Origin of the sequence: Serratia sp. CY56464, from assembly GCF_052168435.1 — a bacterium.
GTDB classification, from domain to species: Bacteria; Pseudomonadota; Gammaproteobacteria; order Enterobacterales; family Enterobacteriaceae; genus Serratia; species Serratia marcescens.
This window is the reverse complement of the sequence record NZ_JBJNMV010000001.1, coordinates 1,903,681-1,921,846: the sequence shown is the minus strand read 5'-3', so window position 1 is coordinate 1,921,846 and position 18,166 is coordinate 1,903,681. Positions and strand designations below refer to the sequence as shown.

General features: G+C 58.2%; 14 protein-coding genes. 3 read left to right on the top strand and 11 right to left on the bottom strand.

All coding sequences use genetic code 11. The features are described 5' to 3' along the window. Positions 1-43: 43 nt before the first annotated feature. The 5 genes from ACJ8KE_RS09410 to ACJ8KE_RS09390 form a co-directional block, all read right to left on the bottom strand. A complete protein-coding gene (locus tag ACJ8KE_RS09410; protein ID WP_033640808.1) occupies positions 44-1,234 on the bottom strand; it encodes an amino acid aminotransferase in 1,191 nt (396 codons plus the stop codon). Positions 1,235-1,479: 245 nt separating this feature from the next. Further along, positions 1,480-2,607: a porin OmpC gene (gene ompC / locus ACJ8KE_RS09405; protein WP_015377340.1), complete on the bottom strand. Its 1,128-nt coding sequence runs from the start codon at positions 2,605-2,607 to the stop codon at positions 1,480-1,482. Between the two features lie 301 nt (positions 2,608-2,908). Continuing rightward, complete coding sequence (gene asnS, locus ACJ8KE_RS09400) at positions 2,909-4,309, bottom strand: asparagine--tRNA ligase (RefSeq protein ID WP_004928205.1); 1,401 nt, start codon at positions 4,307-4,309, stop codon at positions 2,909-2,911. Positions 4,310-4,523: 214 nt separating this feature from the next. Then, a complete protein-coding gene (pncB, locus tag ACJ8KE_RS09395) occupies positions 4,524-5,729 on the bottom strand; it encodes a nicotinate phosphoribosyltransferase (RefSeq protein WP_028127363.1) in 1,206 nt (401 codons plus the stop codon). A gap of 255 nt (positions 5,730-5,984) precedes the next feature. Next, positions 5,985-7,685 carry a GGDEF domain-containing protein gene (locus ACJ8KE_RS09390; protein WP_033640805.1) on the bottom strand — a complete coding sequence of 567 codons (1,701 nt, stop codon included), beginning with the start codon at positions 7,683-7,685 and terminating at the stop codon, positions 5,985-5,987. Positions 7,686-8,022: 337 nt separating this feature from the next. On the opposite strand from ACJ8KE_RS09390, the gene pepN reads away from it, so the two are divergent. Further along, a complete protein-coding gene (pepN, locus tag ACJ8KE_RS09385) occupies positions 8,023-10,641 on the top strand; it encodes an aminopeptidase N (protein ID WP_116403757.1) in 2,619 nt (872 codons plus the stop codon). A gap of 57 nt (positions 10,642-10,698) precedes the next feature. On the opposite strand, the gene ssuB is transcribed toward pepN, so the two are convergent. From ssuB to ssuE, 5 genes are read right to left on the bottom strand one after another with little or no spacing between them, the layout of a single operon-like run. Beyond that, on the bottom strand, positions 10,699-11,472 hold the full coding sequence (gene ssuB, locus ACJ8KE_RS09380) for an aliphatic sulfonates ABC transporter ATP-binding protein (RefSeq protein WP_016928303.1): 774 nt from the start codon (positions 11,470-11,472) through the stop codon (positions 10,699-10,701). Beyond that, positions 11,469-12,263 (bottom strand): aliphatic sulfonate ABC transporter permease SsuC, encoded by a 795-nt coding sequence (gene ssuC, locus ACJ8KE_RS09375; protein ID WP_033640803.1) that lies wholly within the window; start codon positions 12,261-12,263, stop codon positions 11,469-11,471. Before ssuC ends, ssuB begins: the two co-directional genes overlap by 4 nt. Before the next feature lie 11 nt (positions 12,264-12,274). Then, complete coding sequence (gene ssuD / locus ACJ8KE_RS09370) at positions 12,275-13,423, bottom strand: FMNH2-dependent alkanesulfonate monooxygenase (protein WP_016928301.1); 1,149 nt, start codon at positions 13,421-13,423, stop codon at positions 12,275-12,277. An 18-nt stretch (positions 13,424-13,441) separates the two neighbouring features. Further along, positions 13,442-14,407, bottom strand: coding sequence for a sulfonate ABC transporter substrate-binding protein (locus tag ACJ8KE_RS09365; protein ID WP_015377347.1), 966 nt, complete (start codon positions 14,405-14,407; stop codon positions 13,442-13,444). A 24-nt stretch (positions 14,408-14,431) separates the two neighbouring features. Beyond that, the gene (gene ssuE, locus ACJ8KE_RS09360) at positions 14,432-15,010 is read right to left on the bottom strand and encodes an NADPH-dependent FMN reductase (protein WP_016928300.1); all 579 of its coding nucleotides are present in this window, start codon (positions 15,008-15,010) and stop codon (positions 14,432-14,434) included. 258 nt (positions 15,011-15,268) lie between these two features. Here ssuE and pyrD point away from each other — a divergent pair, with 258 nt between their 5' ends. Together pyrD and ACJ8KE_RS09350 are read left to right on the top strand one after the other, a co-directional pair. Then, on the top strand, positions 15,269-16,279 hold the full coding sequence (gene pyrD / locus ACJ8KE_RS09355) for a quinone-dependent dihydroorotate dehydrogenase (protein ID WP_442517223.1): 1,011 nt from the start codon (positions 15,269-15,271) through the stop codon (positions 16,277-16,279). A 176-nt stretch (positions 16,280-16,455) separates the two neighbouring features. Further along, positions 16,456-17,004, top strand: coding sequence for a cell division protein ZapC (locus ACJ8KE_RS09350; RefSeq protein WP_004928171.1), 549 nt, complete (start codon positions 16,456-16,458; stop codon positions 17,002-17,004). Between the two features lie 6 nt (positions 17,005-17,010). Here the strand turns inward: ACJ8KE_RS09350 and ACJ8KE_RS09345 are convergent, their stop codons facing one another. Next, positions 17,011-18,114 carry a YcbX family protein gene (locus tag ACJ8KE_RS09345; RefSeq protein WP_016928298.1) on the bottom strand — a complete coding sequence of 368 codons (1,104 nt, stop codon included), beginning with the start codon at positions 18,112-18,114 and terminating at the stop codon, positions 17,011-17,013. Positions 18,115-18,166 lie beyond the last annotated feature (52 nt).

Here is an 18,166-nt window from a genome sequence, read left to right as displayed (position 1 = left end):
ATAGAGCGCCCTTTTTTATGATTTATGACCTGCGTCGATGCTTTTAGAGCACGGCGACGATGGCTTCACACAGCGGCGCCATGTTGTCCGGGGTCATGCCGGCCACGTTCACCCGGCCCGAGTTCACGGCGTATACGCCGAACTCTTCACGCAGACGCAGCACCTGTTCTTTGGTCAGGCCGCTGAATGAGAACATGCCGTTCTGCTGGATGATGAAGCTGAAGTCCTGTTGTGCGCCTTTCTCCTGCAGGGTGTTCACGAACAGCTGACGCATGCGGTGAATGCGCTGGCGCATGTCGGTCAGCTCCTGCTCCCACATCGCGCGCAGGGCGTCGTTGCCCAGAATGGTGGCGACAACGGCCGCGCCGTGTGACGGCGGGTTGGAGTAGTTGGCGCGAATGGCCGCCTTCACTTGGCTGAAGGCGCGATCGGCGGTTTCGGCATCGGCAGCTACAATGGTGCAAGCGCCGACGCGCTCATTGTACAGGCCGAAGTTTTTCGAGTAGGAGCTGGCGACGATCAGCTCTTGATGTTTGGCGGCGAAAATACGCAGACCCTGCGCATCCTCTTCCAGACCGTTGGCGAAGCCCTGGTAGGCGAAGTCGAACAGCGGCAGCCAGCCATTGGCGACGGAAAGCTCAGCCAGTTGTGCCCACTGTTCCGCCGTTGGATCGATACCGGTCGGGTTATGGCAGCAGCCGTGGAACAACACGACATCCCCGGCCTGAGCCTGTTTCAGGCTGTTCAGCAGGCCGTCAAAATCCAGCGCGTGGTTGGCAGCGTCGTAGTAGGCGTACTCCAGCACTTCCAGGCCAACGGCGCTAAAGACGTTCTTGTGGTTCGGCCAGCTTGGGTTGCTGATCCAGATGCGCTTGGCGCTGGTCTGGTTGGCGATAAAGTCTGCCGCCACGCGCAGGCCGCCGGTGCCGCCTGGCGTCTGCGCGGTGCGCGCGCGACGATTGGTGACGATCGGGCTCTCTTTACCGAACAGCAGCTCTTGCGTGCAGCTGGCAAACGCCGGGATGCCTTCAATGCCGAGATAGTTTTTGGTGGTCTCGTTTTCCAGCAGATACTGTTCAGCTTTTTTTACGCTGGTCAGCACCGGGGTTTTGCCGGTTTCGTCTTTATAAACGCCAATGCCTAAATTGATTTTATTCGGGCGGGCGTCGGCGCGGAAAATGTCGGTCAGGCCCAGGATCGGGTCGGCGGGTGCGGCGGTGATTTTTTCAAACATGTCAGGTGCTTCCAAATCTCGGAGTTAAGCAGACAGAAGCATCAGGGTAGCGCCAGTTATCGGCTTTGCCAACCGTTTGCGATAAAAACACCGCGATCTTGTGAACGGGAAGGATTCGACAGAAAAAATGAGGGGGAAGGGGAAATCTGCAGGATAAAACGTTACCGGAAGACACAAATAAAAACAGGGCCGAAGCCCTGTTTTTTTAACTTAGCCGACGGTGAACCGCCGTTAAGCGAGACAACTTAGAACTGGTATACCAGACCAACAGCTACGATATCGTCGGTAGCGGTGCCGGTTGCTTTGGTGAACTCGTTGTCATCCAGCAGGTTGATTTTGTAATCAACGTAGGTGGACATGTTCTTGTTGAAGTAGTAAGTGGTACCAACAGAAACATATTTAACCAGATCCTGGTCAGAACCCACGCCAGGAACGTTCAGGTTTTTACCTTTAGATTGCAGGTAAGATACTTCTGGACGCAGACCGAAGTCGAACTGGTACTGAGCAGTCACTTCGAAGTTCTGAGTTTTGCTCGCGAAGCCGCCGCACTTGTCATCGGTAGCTGCACAGCCTGCACCGAAGTTACCGCCGCCGAACGGGGTCATGTTACGGGTTTCTGCGTACATCGCCGCCAGGTAAACGTTGTTGGCGTCGTATTTCGCACCTACGGTCCATGCGTCAGCCTTGTCGCCACGCTCGTTGGAACGCAGTTTCTGGTCGTCGGTACGGTTAGAAGACGCGTATGCAGCGCCGAAGCTTACGCCTTCGCCGATGTCATAAGTAGAGGAGATGCCCCAGCCGTCGCCGTTTTGTTTCTTGACGTTACGGCCGTCGTTCTGGTTTTTGCCCTGGTACTGAACGGCGAAGTTCAGACCGTCAACCAGACCGAAGAAGTTGTTGTTACGATAGGTCGCAACGCCGTTGGTACGGCCGGTCATGAAGTTGTCGGTGTAGGTGTAAGTATCGCCACCGAACTCTGGCAGCATATCGGTCCAGCCTTCCACGTCGTACAGTACGCCGTAGTTACGGCCGTAGTCGAAGGAGCCGTAGTCAGCGAATTTCAGACCCGCGAAGCCCAGACGGGTTTTGGTGCCTTCGGTGCCCTGAGATTCGGAGTGGTTAGCCTGGACGTTGTATTCCCACTGGCCGTAACCGGTCAGTTGGTCAGTAATCTGAGTTTCACCTTTGAAGCCGAAACGAACATAGGTCTGATCGCCGTCATTACCTTTGTCGTCGGAGAAGTAGTGCAGACCGTCAACTTTGCCGTACAGATCCAGCTTGTTGCCGTCTTTGTTGTAGATTTCAGCTGCGTTTGCTGCACCAGCAGCCAACAGAGCCGGGATAACCACTGCAAGAATGTTGCGCTTCATCATTATTACCCTCATTGGTGTTATTCGGACACCTTTGCCACTGCCGCCAATAATTCCTTGGGAACTATTGTAGATAGATTGGTGTCGTCCTGTGTCTGAACGCAGTGTTCCATTCACAGGCGGGTTAATCTAGGACGAAAATGATACCAATGTCGCAATGAGGTTGCAAAAGGAAAGTATGTGTAACTAAATGTAATTTTTCGGGAACTTTGTGACGTGCGTCAATATTAAAAAATGCGAAAGGCCAGCGAGGCTGGCCTTTGTTTTGTAACGAAATCGTTTAAAAAACGTGTGATCGTATGAATTAGAAGCTTGCGTTACGTGGTGTGCGTGGGAACGGGATCACATCGCGCACGTTTTGCACGCCGGTGACATAGGCGATTAAACGTTCAAAGCCCAGGCCGAAACCGGAATGCGGCACGGTGCCGTAACGACGCAGATCGCGATACCACCAGTAGTCTTCCTTATTCAGGCCCATCTCTTCCAGACGCTGATCGAGCACGTCGAGGCGTTCTTCACGCTGAGAACCACCGATGATTTCACCGATGCCCGGCGCCAGCACGTCCATGGCCGCGACGGTTTTGCCGTCTTCGTTCATGCGCATGTAGAACGCCTTGATGTCTTTCGGGTAGTTTTTCACCACCACCGGCGCCTGGAAGTGTTTCTCCGCCAGATAACGCTCATGTTCGGAAGAGAGATCGATACCCCAGGAGACCGGGTTTTCGAAGGTTTGGCCCGAGGCCAGCAGGATCTCAATGGCGTCGGTGTAGTCTACCTGGGCGAAATCGGAAGAGACGAAGCGCTCCAGACGCGCGATAGCGTCTTTATCCACGCGCTCGGCGAAGAATTTCAGATCGTCTGCACGTTCATCCAGCACCGCCTGGAACACATACTTCAGCATGCTTTCGGCCAGGCCAGCGACATCGTCCAGCGTCGCGAAGGCCACTTCCGGCTCGATCATCCAGAATTCCGCCAGGTGGCGGCTGGTGTTGGAGTTTTCGGCGCGGAAGGTTGGGCCGAAGGTGTAAACCTTCGACAGCGCGCAGGCGTAGGTTTCGCCGTTCAGCTGGCCGGAAACGGTAAGGAAGGCTTCCTTACCGAAGAAGTCTTCGCTGAAGTCGACGGCGCCCTTGTCGGTGCGCGGCAGGTTTTCCAGGTCCAGCGTGGACACGCGGAACATCTCGCCGGCGCCTTCGGTGTCGGAGGCGGTGATCAGCGGGGTGGACACCCAGAAATAGCCATTTTCATGGAAGAAGCGGTGGATCGCCTGCGCCAGCGTATGACGCACGCGCGCCACGGCGCCGATCAGGTTGGTGCGCGGGCGCAGGTGGGCCACTTCGCGCAGGTATTCGATGCTGTGACGTTTGGCCGCCATCGGGTAAGTGTCCGGATCGTCGACCCAGCCGACCACTTTGATCGCGGTGGCCTGCAGCTCGAAGCTCTGGCCTTCGCCCGGTGAAGCAACGACCTTGCCGGTAACTTCGACCGAACAGCCGGTGGTCAGGTGCAGCACTTCATCTTGATAATTCGGCAGAGAATTATTAACGACGGCCTGTAACGGATCAAAGCAGGAACCGTCATAGACGGCCAGGAAGGAGATACCAGCTTTTGAATCTCTCCGGGTACGTACCCAGCCGCGTACGGTGACTTCACTGTCAACCGCAGCACGACCTTGCAGTACGTCGACTACAGGCACTACGCTCATAGATTTCTCTCTTTAATAATTTGGTTTAGAAATAGCTTACAACCCAAGAATATGGGGGTAATGGCTATGTTACTTGCCGCGGTGCAGAGCACAAGCAGAAATCATCGGATTGGCGCAACATTTATCGCGGCTGACTGAAAAGAGGGCGTTCGGGATAAAAACAAAAAGCCGGCGCGAGAACCGGGCCGGCTTTCTCTCTTTATATAAAGAAGGCTCAGCTGGCTTTCTTCACCAGCGGTAGATCGAAGGCCTTGCGCAGAGCCCTGACGAACGCCTGGTCCTGGCAGATGGTCTTGCCGGGGCTGTCGGAGAGCTTGGCCACCGGCTTGCCTTTGCACTCGACCAGCTTGATCACGATATTTAACGGCTTAACGCCGGGAATATCGCAGGTCAGACGCGTGCCGATGCCGAAGCCGAGATTAATGCGCTGGTAGAAATGGCGATAGAGCGCCAGCGCTTTTTCCAGATCCAGGTTGTCCGAGAACACCAGCGTTTTGCTCAGTGGGTCGATGCCCAGTTTCTGATAGTGGGCAATGGCCTTTTCACCCCACTCGACGGGATCGCCCGAATCGTGGCGAAGCCCCTGATAACGCTCGGCGAACTGCGGGCCGAAGTCGCGCAGGAAGGCATCCATGGTGATGCAGTCGGTGAGCGCTATGCCAAGCTGGTCCGGATATTCATCCAGCCAGGCCTGCAATGCGGCGCGCTGGCTGTTGGCCAGCACCGGGCTTATCTGCTGATGCGCCTGGAACCACTCATGCGCCTGCGTGCCGACCGGCGCCAGACCCAGCTGGTGCGCCAGATCGTAATTGCTGGTGCCCGACAGGTACGGGAATTCGGCCTGCAATGTGCTGACGATGGCCTGTTGCACGCCCTGAGAGAAACGGCGGCGGGTGCCGAAGTCCATCAACTTGAAGCGTGAAAGATCCAGATCGCCCGCCAACGTCTTGAACTGCGCCAGCTTGGTTTGCAGATGCGCCACCGCCTGTTCCGGCGTCGCCAGCGGCGAGCGCCGGCGGTGCACCACTTCGCTGATCACCGCCAGCAACGGCACTTCCCACATGATCACTTCACGCCAGGGGCCGGCGATGCGGATGTGCAGCTTGCCGTCGCGGTTGTCGATGGTGACCTGCTGCGGATCGTAGCGGAACGTGCGCAGCCAGTTCAGGTAATCTTGACGGAAGAAGGGCAGGCCCGAAAGATAAGCGAATTCGGCGTCGGTTAGCGCCAGCCGGCTCATCAGCGCCACCTGCGCGCGGATCTCGTCGGCATATTCGCCCAGCAGTTCGTCGCCGCGGCAGCGGAATTCCGCCGCCACGCTGATCGCGGGATAGCGATGGAACACTGCTTGCTGCATATGAAGCTTATAAGCATCGGTATCAAGCAGTGATGTCAAAATCGGGGAAGCGTATTGAGTCATAGCGCGTTACAGCATCCTCGTCAGGCGCGTGTCCAAATCCGGATAATCATAAAAGTGGGGGTGGAGTATACCCGGATTATCCTGTTATTGAAGCTGCATCACACCATAAATCACCGAAGCGGGTCGAGGATTAAACGTGCCTTTATGGCAGCCGGATAGCGGCGGGGAGGAAAAAAAGCCAGATATGCCTGTAAGGTGAATGACTTAGCCTAATTAGTCATAAAAATTATAATGTTAATTATTTTAAACAACGAATCAGATAAAGCCGGCCTGGGTATGCACGCTGACCCGATCCTTGCCGTTCTTTTTGCAAAAATAGAGCGCTTCGTCCGCCTGTTTGATCGCCGCCTGCAGCGCGGCGAACGCGCTGACCGGCGCGATGCCGCAGCTGGTGGTGAAGCGCACTTGCCGTCCGTCGGCCAGATTTAGCGTCAGGCGATGAGTACGTGCGCGCAATTGCTCCATGATGTCCCGCGCGTTGTCCAACGAACAGTTGCCCAGCAGCACCGCGAACTCTTCGCCGCCATAGCGGCAGAAGATGTCGCTGGCGCGGAACGCGCGTTGCAGCAAGTGGCCGAATGCCACCAGCGCCCGGTCACCCACGTCGTGGCCGTAGCTGTCGTTGAGTTGTTTGAAATTGTCGATGTCGATCAGGCAAAAGGCCTGCGGGTAGCTGGCGTTGCCCAGCAGTTGACATTCAAGGAAGAATTTACGGCGGTTGTAGATATTGGTGAGCGGATCGAGGAAGGAAGAGGCCTCGAGCTCTTTAATCAGCAGTTGTTTCTCGCTCTCCAGCGAGACCTTGTCCAGCTGGTATTGCCTGAGCTGCTGAATGGCGTCGCTGATGGCGATCAATTCCTGGCTGTAGAAGGCATCGTTGCGATCGATATTCATCTCACCGCGCGACAGCCGCACGATATTGTTGTGGGTCTTGGTCAACCAGCGGTTGATGCTGGTGCAGAACACCAACGCCGGCAAAATGAACAGCAAAACCACCAGGCCGGCGAGTGCGATCATGCCGTAAATGGTCGTCTGGCTGTCGTAAATCTTGTGGCGCGAGGCGAGGGTTTCCAATTCGAAACTGCGTTGATACAGCGCCTGCGAAAGCCCGCTCACATCGTCGACATAGCGAGAAATAAGCGCTGTGGGGTAGGGCTTATGGGTATCGATAGCGGTATACAGCCCATTGGTAATCTGCTGGAGGCGCTCAGCGGACACCTGGGCGAGCAACGCATTGACGATGTTGGTGATTTGTCCATCGTCGTAGTTGATCTTCATGAAGATCAATCGGGTGCTCAGCGCGTTCAGCACGCCGGTAAGCTGAATGGACTTCAGATAGGCGTCTTTGCGAACGAGCTGGCTGACGTTGACGTCGATAATCTGATCGCTCAATTCCGTCAATGACATATTTAACCGGTTATTGAGACGGATGGCCTCGAGAAACATAAAGGAGTCGGTATCCACCATCCGGGTATCGTAGGTGTAACGGTAATAACTCTTGCTGGTTTGCGAGATGTAATAGGCGCTGTTGATGTTGAACAGATTGGCGTTGGTGTTATTGACCTGCGAAAGCTGCAGGTTGTCATTATCCAGCAGCTGCTCCATCAACGCGATCATCGACAGCGCGGCGATTTTTTGCCGAACCCCGAGCTGTCTGGCGACCTCATCGTCCAGATGTTCGCGGATCCGGGTGATTCTCTCGCGTGCCACCCGATCGGCGGCTAAACATTGCGCACGGGTGATTTGCGGATCGATCAGGCTCAATCGTTTGAGGCGATGAGCCAGCAGCGCAGCCTGAAAGGCTTCGGAAATTTCTTTGGCGCGATCGATTTTGTACAGGTTCAGCTGGTTGTCGCGGTAGTCGGTATGGGCTTCGAGCAGCTCATCGACGATGAACAGAGAGAAGGAAGTCATCAGGCACAGGGTAAAAAAATAGATTGCGTATTTAATTTTCATAGTGCGAGTCATCCCTGAGCCTGATGCCGCAATTATACCACCATGCCGCCTGTGTCGCCTCAACTATGCCGGCGCGCCGCGATGGCGGCTTTTTAGCATTAAATGCTGATTTTTATTTAGCCATTGGTCACCCGCACTGCCGCCTGCCGGCCGATTTATGATTTGCCTCTGATTTCTCTCTCTTGGTCGCCCTGCGGCTCTGGGCTTTTCGGTCAGCTGTGATACAGTTTATTCACAATTCAGGCTCACCGCGCGCCGCAGGGGAACATACCGGCTGCGGTACGAAGGAGAAGCGCAGCCTGGCACCTATAACTCACTGAGACGTTTAAGGGTTTTTATGACACAACAGCCACAGGCAAAATACCGCCACGATTATCGCGCGCCCGATTACACCACGACCGATATCGATTTGGACTTCAGTTTGGATGCGGAAACCACGCGCGTGACCGCCGTCAGTAAAATCAAACGTCAGGGGGCGGCCGGTGCACCGCTGGTGCTGGATGGCGAAGATTTGACGCTGGTGAGCATTCAGGTGGACGGCCAACCGTGGAGCGCCTACCGTCAGCAGGATAACCAGCTGATCATCGAAGAGTTGCCGGCACAATTCACTCTTACCATTGTCAACGATATTCACCCGGCGAAGAACACCGCGCTGGAAGGGCTGTACCTGTCCGGCGATGCGCTGTGCACGCAATGCGAAGCCGAAGGCTTCCACCACATTACCTATTACCAGGATCGCCCGGACGTGCTGGCGCGCTTTACCACCCGCATCGTGGCCGACAAGACGCGCTATCCGTTCCTGCTGTCGAACGGCAATCGCATCGGTCAGGGCGAATTGGCCGATGGTCGCCACTGGGTGCAATGGCAGGATCCGTTCCCGAAACCTTGCTACCTGTTCGCGCTGGTGGCGGGGGACTTCGACGTGCTGCGCGACAGCTTCACTACCCGTTCCGGCCGTAAGGTCGCACTGGAGCTGTTCGTCGATCGCGGCAACCTGGATCGCGCCGACTGGGCGATGACTTCGCTGAAGAACTCGATGAAGTGGGACGAGACCCGCTTCGGCCTGGAATACGATCTCGACATTTATATGATTGTGGCGGTCGATTTCTTCAATATGGGCGCGATGGAGAACAAAGGGTTAAATATCTTTAACTCCAAATATGTGCTGGCGAAGGCGGAAACCGCTACCGACAAGGATTACCTGAACATCGAAGCGGTGATCGGCCACGAATACTTCCACAACTGGACCGGTAACCGCGTGACCTGCCGTGACTGGTTCCAGCTCAGTCTGAAAGAGGGGCTGACGGTGTTCCGCGATCAGGAATTCAGTTCCGATCTGGGATCGCGTTCAGTCAACCGCATCGACAATGTGCGCGTGATGCGCGGCGCGCAATTTGCCGAAGACGCCAGCCCGATGGCGCACGCCATCCGCCCGGACAAAGTCATCGAGATGAACAACTTCTACACCCTTACGGTGTATGAAAAGGGTTCCGAGGTGATCCGCATGATGCATACCCTGTTGGGGGAGGAGAACTTCCAGAAAGGGATGCAGCTCTATTTCGAACGCCACGACGGCAGCGCCGCTACCTGCGACGATTTCGTTCAGGCGATGGAGGATGCGTCTAACGTCGATCTGTCGCGCTTCCGCCGTTGGTATAGCCAGTCCGGCACGCCGCTGTTGACGGTGCGCGACGAGTACGACGCGGAAACCCAACAGTATCGCCTGCATGTCAGCCAGAAGACCGCGCCGACCGCCGATCAGCCGGAGAAGTTGCCGCTGCATATTCCGCTGGATATCGAACTGTACGACAGCGAAGGCAATGTCATTCCATTGCAAAAAGGCGGCCTGCCGGTCAACAACGTGCTGAACGTCACCGAAGCGGAGCAAACTTTCGTGTTCGACGGCGTGGCGCACAAGCCGGTGCCGTCGCTGCTGCGCGAATTCTCCGCGCCGGTGAAGCTGGACTATCCGTACAGCGATCAGCAACTGACCTTCTTGATGCAGCACGCACGCAATGAATTTGCGCGTTGGGATGCGGCACAGAGCCTGCTGGCGACCTATATCAAGCTGAACGTGGCGCGGCACCAGCAGAAGCAGCCGCTGTCGCTGCCGCTGCACGTGGCCGATGCGTTCCGCGCGGTGCTGCTGGACGAAAAACTGGATCCGGCGCTGGCGGCGCAGATCCTGACGCTGCCGTCGGAGAACGAAATCGCCGAGCTGTTCGCCACTATCGATCCGGAAGCGATCGCCGCGGTGCACGAAGCGATCGTACGCTGTCTGGCGCGGGAGTTGGCCGATGAGTGGCTGGCGGTGTATCACGCCAACAAGACCGACGGCTACCGCGTGGAGCATGCCGAGATCGCCAAGCGCGCCTTGCGTAATGTGTGCCTGGGCTATCTGGCGTTCGGCGAAGATGTGGCGCTGGCGGACCAACTGGTGAGCGAACAGTATCGCCAGGCGGACAACATGACCGACTCGCTGGCGGCGCTGTCTGCTGCGGTCGCGGCCCAACTGCCGTGCCGCGATGCGCTGCTGGCGGCGTTCGACGAGCGCTGGTATCAGGATGGCCTGGTGATGGACAAGTGGTTCGTGCTGCAGGGCAGTAGCCCGGCGGCAGATGTGTTGAGCAAGGTGCGCGCACTGTTGCATCACCGTTCGTTCAGCCTGAGCAACCCGAACCGCACCCGTTCGCTGATCGGCGGCTTCGCTTCCGGCAACCCGGCGGCGTTCCATGCCGCGGACGGCAGCGGCTATCAGTTCCTGGCGGAGATCCTCAGCGATCTCAACCAGCGCAACCCGCAGATCGCCGCGCGCCTGATTGAACCGCTGATTCGCCTGAAGCGTTACGACGCGGGCCGTCAGGCGCTGATGCGCAAGGCGTTGGAACAGCTGAAAGGGTTGGAAAACCTGTCCGGCGATCTATACGAGAAGATCAGCAAGGCGCTCGACGCCTGATCTTTTCGCGCTGAATAGATAAGGGGGACGGCCTGCGCCGTCCCTTTTTTTATCCGTTCAGTTCACCGCCCGGCGGGTACTGTCCGCTGCGGCCGGCGGCGATAACACCCGTTCCAGCACTTCGGCCTCCAGTTCCGCCAGCCTGGCCGAGCCTTTGCGGCGCGGCCGCGGCAGATCGATGGCCAGATCCAGCCCGATATGCCCCTCTTCGATCAGGATCACCCGATCCGCCAGCGCGATGGCTTCGCTGACGTCATGTGTGACCAGCAGTACGGTAAAACCGTGTTGTTGCCACAGCGTTTCTATCAGCCCTTGCATCTCGATGCGCGTCAGGGCATCCAGCGCTCCGAGCGGTTCGTCCAGCAGCAGCAGGCGGGGGCGGTGGATCAGCGCGCGCGCCAGGGCGACCCGCTGTTTTTGTCCACCGGACAGCGCCGCCGGCCAATCGTGGGCGCGATCCGCCAAACCGACCGCGTCCAGCGCCTGCAGCGCCGCGTCGCGCCACTGGCCGCGCAGCCCCAGACCTACGTTGTCGATCACCGTTTTCCACGGCAACAGGCGCGCATCCTGAAACATCAACCGGGTATCCTCTTTAGCGGCGGCAAGCGGCGCGTTGCCACTGAGCAGCGCGCCGCTGCTGGCCTGTTCCAGGCCGGCCAACAGGCGCAGCAGGGTGCTCTTGCCGCAGCCGCTGCGGCCGACCACCGCCACGAACTGCCCGGCGGAAATGCGCAGCTGAATATTGTCCAGCACCGTGCGGTTGCCGTAACGTTTGCCGATGGACTCCAGCGTCACCGGCGTGCCTTGCGCAAGGCGAGCGGGAAGGGTCATAGCGCTTCTCCCTGTTTCAGTTGATAGGCCGGATGCCAGCGCAACCAGACGCGCTCCAACAGCTGCGCGCCCACGTCCGCCAGCTTGCCGAGCAGGGCGTACAGCACGATCGCCACCACCACCACGTCGGTTTGCAGAAATTCACGCGCGTTCATCGCCAGGTAGCCGATGCCCGAATTGGCCGAGATGGTTTCGGCGACGATCAGCGTCAGCCACATGAAGCCGAGAGCGAAACGCACGCCGACCATAATCGACGGCAGCGCGCCCGGCAGCACCACCTGTGTAAACAGGCGGAAACCGCTCAGGCCGTAGCTGCGGGCCATCTCCAACAGGCCGCGATCGATGTTTTTGATGCCGTGATAGGTGTTGAGATAAATCGGGAACAGCGTACCGAGCGCCACCAGAAAGATCTTGGCGGATTCATCGATGCCGAACCACAGGATCACCAACGGGATCAGCGCCAGATGAGGCACGTTGCGGATCATTTGCACCGAGCTGTCCAGCAGGCGTTCACCCCAGCGTGACAGCCCGGTAATAAAGCCGAGTATCAGTCCGATGCTGCCGCCGATGCCAAAGCCGATCAACGCGCGCTGGCTGCTGATGCTCAGGTGCTGCCACAGTTCGCCGCTTTGGCTCAGGCGCCAGAAGGCGGCCAGCACCGCACTCGGCGCCGGCAAAATGCGGTTGGACAGCCAGCCGGTTTCGACGGCGATCTGCCAGATGATCACCAGCGCCAACGGCAGCGCCCAGGGAGCCAGCCGATACAGGATGCGTTGTACGTTATTTGCCATCGGGGCGCTCCTCAGCTCTGCGATACTTTTTGCGGAACATAGATGTTGGCCACCACTTCGCCCTGCGGGCGCACCGGTTGAAGGCGAGCGGGCGTTTCCTCCTGCGCCAGATCGAGGTGCGGGAACAGCAGTTCGCCGACGCGGTAGGCCTCTTCCAGATGCGGATAGCCGGAGAGAATAAAGGTGTCGATGCCCAGATCGGCATATTCCTGCATGCGCGCCGCGACCGTCGGGCCATCGCCCACCAGCGCGGTGCCGGCGCCGCCGCGCACCAGGCCGATGCCGGCCCACAGGTTCGGGCTGATCTCCAGGTTATCCTTTTTGCCGCCGTGCAGCGCCGCCATGCGCCGTTGGCCGACGGAGTCGAAGCGCGCAAAGGCCTGCTGCGCGTTGGCGATGGTTTCCTCATCGAGGTGCGCGATCAGCCGATCGGCGGCGCGCCAGGCCTCTTCGGTGGTTTCCCGCACGATGACGTGCAGGCGGATGCCGAAACGCACCTGTCGGCCCTTCGCCGCCGCTTTGGCGCGTACTTCCTCGATCTTCTCTTTGACCTGCGCCGGCGGCTCTCCCCAGGTGAGGTACATTTCTACCTGTTCGGCGGCCAGATCCTGTGCGGCGGCGGAGGATCCGCCGAAATAGAGCGGCGGGCGCGGCTGCTGCACCGGCGGGAACAGCAGCTTGGCACCTTTCACCTGAATATGCTTGCCGTGGAAATCGACGGTTTCCCCTTCCAGCACCCGGCGCCAGATATGAGTGAACTCGGTCGAGGCCTCGTAACGCTCTTCATGACTGAGATGTAACCCCTCCGCCGCCAGCTCTTCCGGATCGCCGCCGGTGACCAGATTGAACAGCGCGCGCCCGTTGGACAGGCGATCCAGCGTCGCCGCCTGACGTGCCGCCAGCGTAGGGGAGATGATACCCGGCCGCAACGCGACCAAAAATTTCAGCCGCTGGGTGACCGGGATCAGCGAGGCGGCCACCAGCCAGGAGTCTTCGCAAGAGCGACCGGTGGGGATCAGCACACCGCCGAATCCCAGCCGATCCGCCGCCTGGGCGATCTGCTGCAAGTAACCGTGATCGACGCTGCGAGCGCCCTGCGCGCTGCCAAGATAGTGGCCGTCGCCATGGGTGGGTAAAAACCAGAAAACGTTCAGGCTCATCGTCAATGTTCCCTGTATTTATTGCGCGCTTGGGCGCCAGATGCGTTGCGAGATGTCGACCTTCACCGGCACCAACCGGTTGGCGTAAAACAGGTCGGCGGTTTGCTGCTGCGCGGCGATCGTATGCGCATCGAGCGGTGTGATGGCGGTCGGAGGGCGGTGATCCAGATAGCTGGCGATCACCGGTTCCGGCAGCCCCATGGCGTTGGCCAGCAGGGTCACGCTTTGCGCCCGGTCGCTGCGGGTGAGCGCATCGGCCTGGGTCAGCACCGTCAAGACCTGGCTGATAAAGGCACCGTTGGCTTCGACATAGGGGCGCGCCGCCAGATAGAAGGAACCGGTCTGATTCAGATCGGTGCCGTCGCCAAGCACCCGCACGCCGCCCTGCAGCAGCGCGGCGGAATAATAAGGATCCCAGATCGCCCAGGCATCGACGTTGCCCTGCTGGAATGCAGCGCGCGCATCGGCGGGCGTTAAATAGGCGGGCTGGATATCCGTAAATTTCAGTCCGGCTTTTTGCAGCGATCGCAGCAGCAGGTTATGTGAGCTGGATCCTTTCTGGAACGCGACCTTATGGCCTTTCAGATCGGCGACGGTTTTGATCGGGCTGTTTTCCGGCACCAGGATCACTTCCGCCTTCGGTTTGGGCGGCTCAACGCCGACATACAGCAGATCCGCCCCGGCGGCCTGCGCGAAGATCGGCGGAATATCGCCGGTGCTGCCCAGATCGATGCTGCCGACGTTCAAGGCCTCCAGCATCTGCGGGCCGGCGGGAAACTCGATCCAACTGATGCGGGTGGCGGGGAAACGCTCCTCCAGCAGCCGGTGGCTCTTCGCCAGCACCAGACTGACCGATCCTTTTTGGTAGCCGATGCGGAATTGCGCCGGATCCTGAGCGACGGCGGCGTTGGCCCAAACCAGCGACAGCAGGCCGGTGAAGGCGGCGGCGCTCAGCCAACGCCGCAAAGCGATGCGTTGTTTCATTCAGGCTCTCCTTTTCCAGGCGTTTCAGGCGGTTTGACGCGCCGCCAGTGGCGAGGCGACGCGCAGCGCAGGCGGTTTGCGGCGGCCAAGCGCCAGATAGAAACTGGCCAGTGCCTCTTCCAGCCGGGCGGCCACGGCGTCGGTGAGCGTGGCGCTTTCTTCGGTCAACTGGATCTGGCTGTCGTCGGCGAACACGCCGTGCAGCACCTCTTGCGCTTTCAGCGCCGCCAGCACCGGTTTCAACGCATAGTCCACCGCCAGCATGTGGCCGACAGATCCCCCGGTCGCCAGCGGCAACACCACCTTATGATCCAGAGCGCGTTCCGGCAGCAGATCCAGCAGGGTTTTCAGCGCGCCGGAGAACGACGCTTTATAAACCGGCGTGGAAATCAGCAGGCCGTCGGCCTGCGCCAGCTGCTCGGCAAACGCCTTGATCGCCGGACTGTTGAAGTTGGCGTACAGCAGATCTTCGGCGTCAAAGTCGTGCAGGGTATAGGCCGTCACTTCCACCCCTTGCTGCCGCAGCCAGTTCTGACTCAGCGAGAGCAGCGCGGCGGAACGTGATGGGATGCGTGGGCTACCGGCCAGTGATATAACGCGCATTGCCACTCCTTATAACTAAAAGTTAGGTTTAATTAGAAAATCAATGGGAAGTGTTTTAAACCTACCAGCAACCGGGCGCGTTTTTTAAATCTCATTTTTTGATTTGGATATGCGCAAAAGCGGATTGGCAGCGATTTGGCGGCGAAGAGGGAAAACGATTGCGTAAAAACGGCTTTTTTTGCCTTTAATCAATTCCAATTAGGCGGGGGATACCGGATAATACGCCCCCGGTTTGCAACCGGGAAATCAGGAGAGTCCATGTACTACCCCCTCATCAGGAAAGCGTTGTTCCAGCTCGATCCGGAGCGCGCGCACGAAGTGACCTTTCGTCAGCTCAGCCGTATTACCGGCACCCCATTAGCGTTTCTTGTCCGTCAGTCCGTGCCGACCAAACCGGTCAACTGCATGGGGCTGTCGTTTAAAAACCCGCTGGGATTGGCCGCCGGTCTGGATAAAAACGGCGAATGCATCGATGCGTTCGGCGCGATGGGCTTCGGCCATGTGGAGGTCGGCACCGTGACGCCGCGTCCGCAACCGGGCAATGACAAGCCGCGCTTGTTCCGCGTGGTTGAGGCGGAAGGCCTGATTAACCGCATGGGGTTCAATAACCATGGCGTGGACAATCTGGTTGAAAACGTTAAGAAATCCCATTTCGGCGGCATTCTTGGGATCAATATCGGCAAGAATAAAGACACGCCGGTCGAGCAGGGCAAAGACGATTATTTGATCTGCATGGATAAAGTTTATCCGTATGCCGGATATATCGCGATTAACATCTCTTCACCGAATACGCCGGGGTTACGATCCTTACAGTATGGCGAAGCGCTGGACGATCTTTTGGCTGTGATTAAAAATAAGCAGCAGGAATTACATGCGCGTCATCACAAATATGTGCCGGTGGCGGTAAAGATCGCGCCGGATCTTTCAGAAGAAGAATTGATCCAAATTGCCGATAGCCTGGTGCGGCATAATATCGATGGCGTGATCGCCACCAATACCACGTTGGATCGAAAATTGATCCAGGGGTTGAATTATTGCGAACAAGCGGGCGGGTTAAGCGGGCGTCCGTTGCAATCACGCAGCACCGAAGTGATCCGTCGTCTCTCCACCGAACTGCAGGGGCGCCTGCCGATTATCGGCGTAGGCGGCATCGATTCGCTGACGGCGGCGCGCGAAAAAATGGAGGCCGGCGCGAGCCTGCTGCAAATTTATTCCGGATTTATCTATCACGGCCCGCGTTTGATTAAAGATATCGTTACCCATATCTAATATTTTTCCTCTCATTTTATTCCGGGGGTTTATTTCTGCCCCCGGCTCGTCTATATTTTGTTCGTTAGCATAAATATCGTTCGCGGAATTATCCGATGTTTAAGCTATTTTATCGGTGATAAAATCGCCTTTTAGGGTGAGTGCGGCGTTGGCATAGGCAGCGAGAAGGATACGAAATGAAGATAAAACCTGACGATAATTGGCGTTGGTATTTTGATGCCGAACACGATCGGCTAATGCTGGATTTAGCTAATGGTATGATCTTTCGTTCACGTTTCCCGGCCAAAATGTTAACGCCGGACGCCTTCGATGAATGCGCTTTTTGCGTAGATGACGCCGCCCTTTATTTCACCTATGAAGAACAGTGCAAGCAGGTCAAGCTGAGCCATGAACAGCGCGCCGAGCTGGTGTTGAATGCGCTGGTCGCCTACCGCTTCCTGAAACCGCTGATGCCGAAGAGCTGGCATTTCTCGCAGCAGCACTACCCGCTGCAGCCGAAAAACGGCGAGCTGGCGGCGGTGAAAGTGATGGAGAGCGGCGCGGAAGCGCGCTTGCTGGTGGTGGAGGCCGGGGATAACGCCAGCCTGTGCCTGCTGGCGCAAAATCAGCTGACGGTCGCTGGCCGTACCATGGTATTGGGCGACGCCATCAAGGTGATGCACGATCGGCTGAAACCCTGCGCGCAGGATGAAAGCGCCGCCCCGGCTTACGACAGGGCGGTATAAGGCGGATTACGCCAGGGTCAAATCACTTTTCGGGATGCAGCTGCAGCACAGGATGGTGCCGTTGTCGCCCAGCGCGCTTTTCTTCAGGGGCGCGACTTCACCGCTCAGCAACGTAATGCGGCAACTGCCGCAAATCCCGGCGCGGCACGAGTAAGGCACGCGGATGCCTTGCTGCTCCAGCTGTTCGAGCAAAATCTGCTGGTTGTTGCCGGTAAACACCTTTCCTTCATATTCGATCGTGACGCTGTGCGCGCTGTCTTGCGGCGCTTGCACGCTCTCCACCACTTTGCCTGCGCCATAAGGGCGCGGCGGCTTGGTCGACAGCACTTCCACCGTATCGCCCACGCGGATGATGCCGCTGTTGCGCGCGATCATATTCTGGCCGAAATCGATATCGCCGTTGTCGGCGGAGCGGAATTTTTGCAGCGTGCTGAGCGGTTCGCCGCTCGGGTGCTTGCGGCCACGCTCGGTGCTGACGGTGGTGAGCACGCAGCGGCTGCAGGGTTTCACCAGATCGAACATGACGTCGCCGACGCGGATCACCTGCCAGCCGTCTTCAGCCCAGGCGGTAGCGCCGCTCACCACCAGATTGGGGCGGAACTGTTCCAGCTTGATGCTGCCGGGGCAACGCTGCTGCAGATCGTTGAACGAAGCCTGGTTAATCAGCAGATAAGGGTAGCCGTCGGCAAACGTCAGCGGGATTTCAGGGTGCTTCTTGACCCGGCGGGTCAGCTCCGGCCCCAGCCAGCGCAGCTGCACGTCGCGCTGGAAATAGCCGCTCAGCCAACGGTTGATCTCATCTGGCGCAGTCAGCGCGGTGAAATGGTTGCCCCATACCTCGGTCGGCTGCGGCGCGGCGGCGAAGTCGCTGAAGCGAATGGCGGCGCTTTCGCCGTCCGGCGCGGTCAGGAACAGCCCGTCCGGCAGCAGCGCCGGTGTGAACAGCACCATCTGCGGATATTGGCGCGCGGTAATAAAGGTGCCGTCCGGCTCGGTGATCATAAAGTTGCGGTCGAAGGCCAGACCGCTGCTGCCGACCTGGGCGTAAGAAAGCTGCAGGCCGCGCAGTGATTTAACCGGATGGACGTAGAGTTTGGAAAGCGTGATCACCCTTATCTCCGTGCGATGATTAAATAGAAGGGAGCAACTTTATGACAAGCGG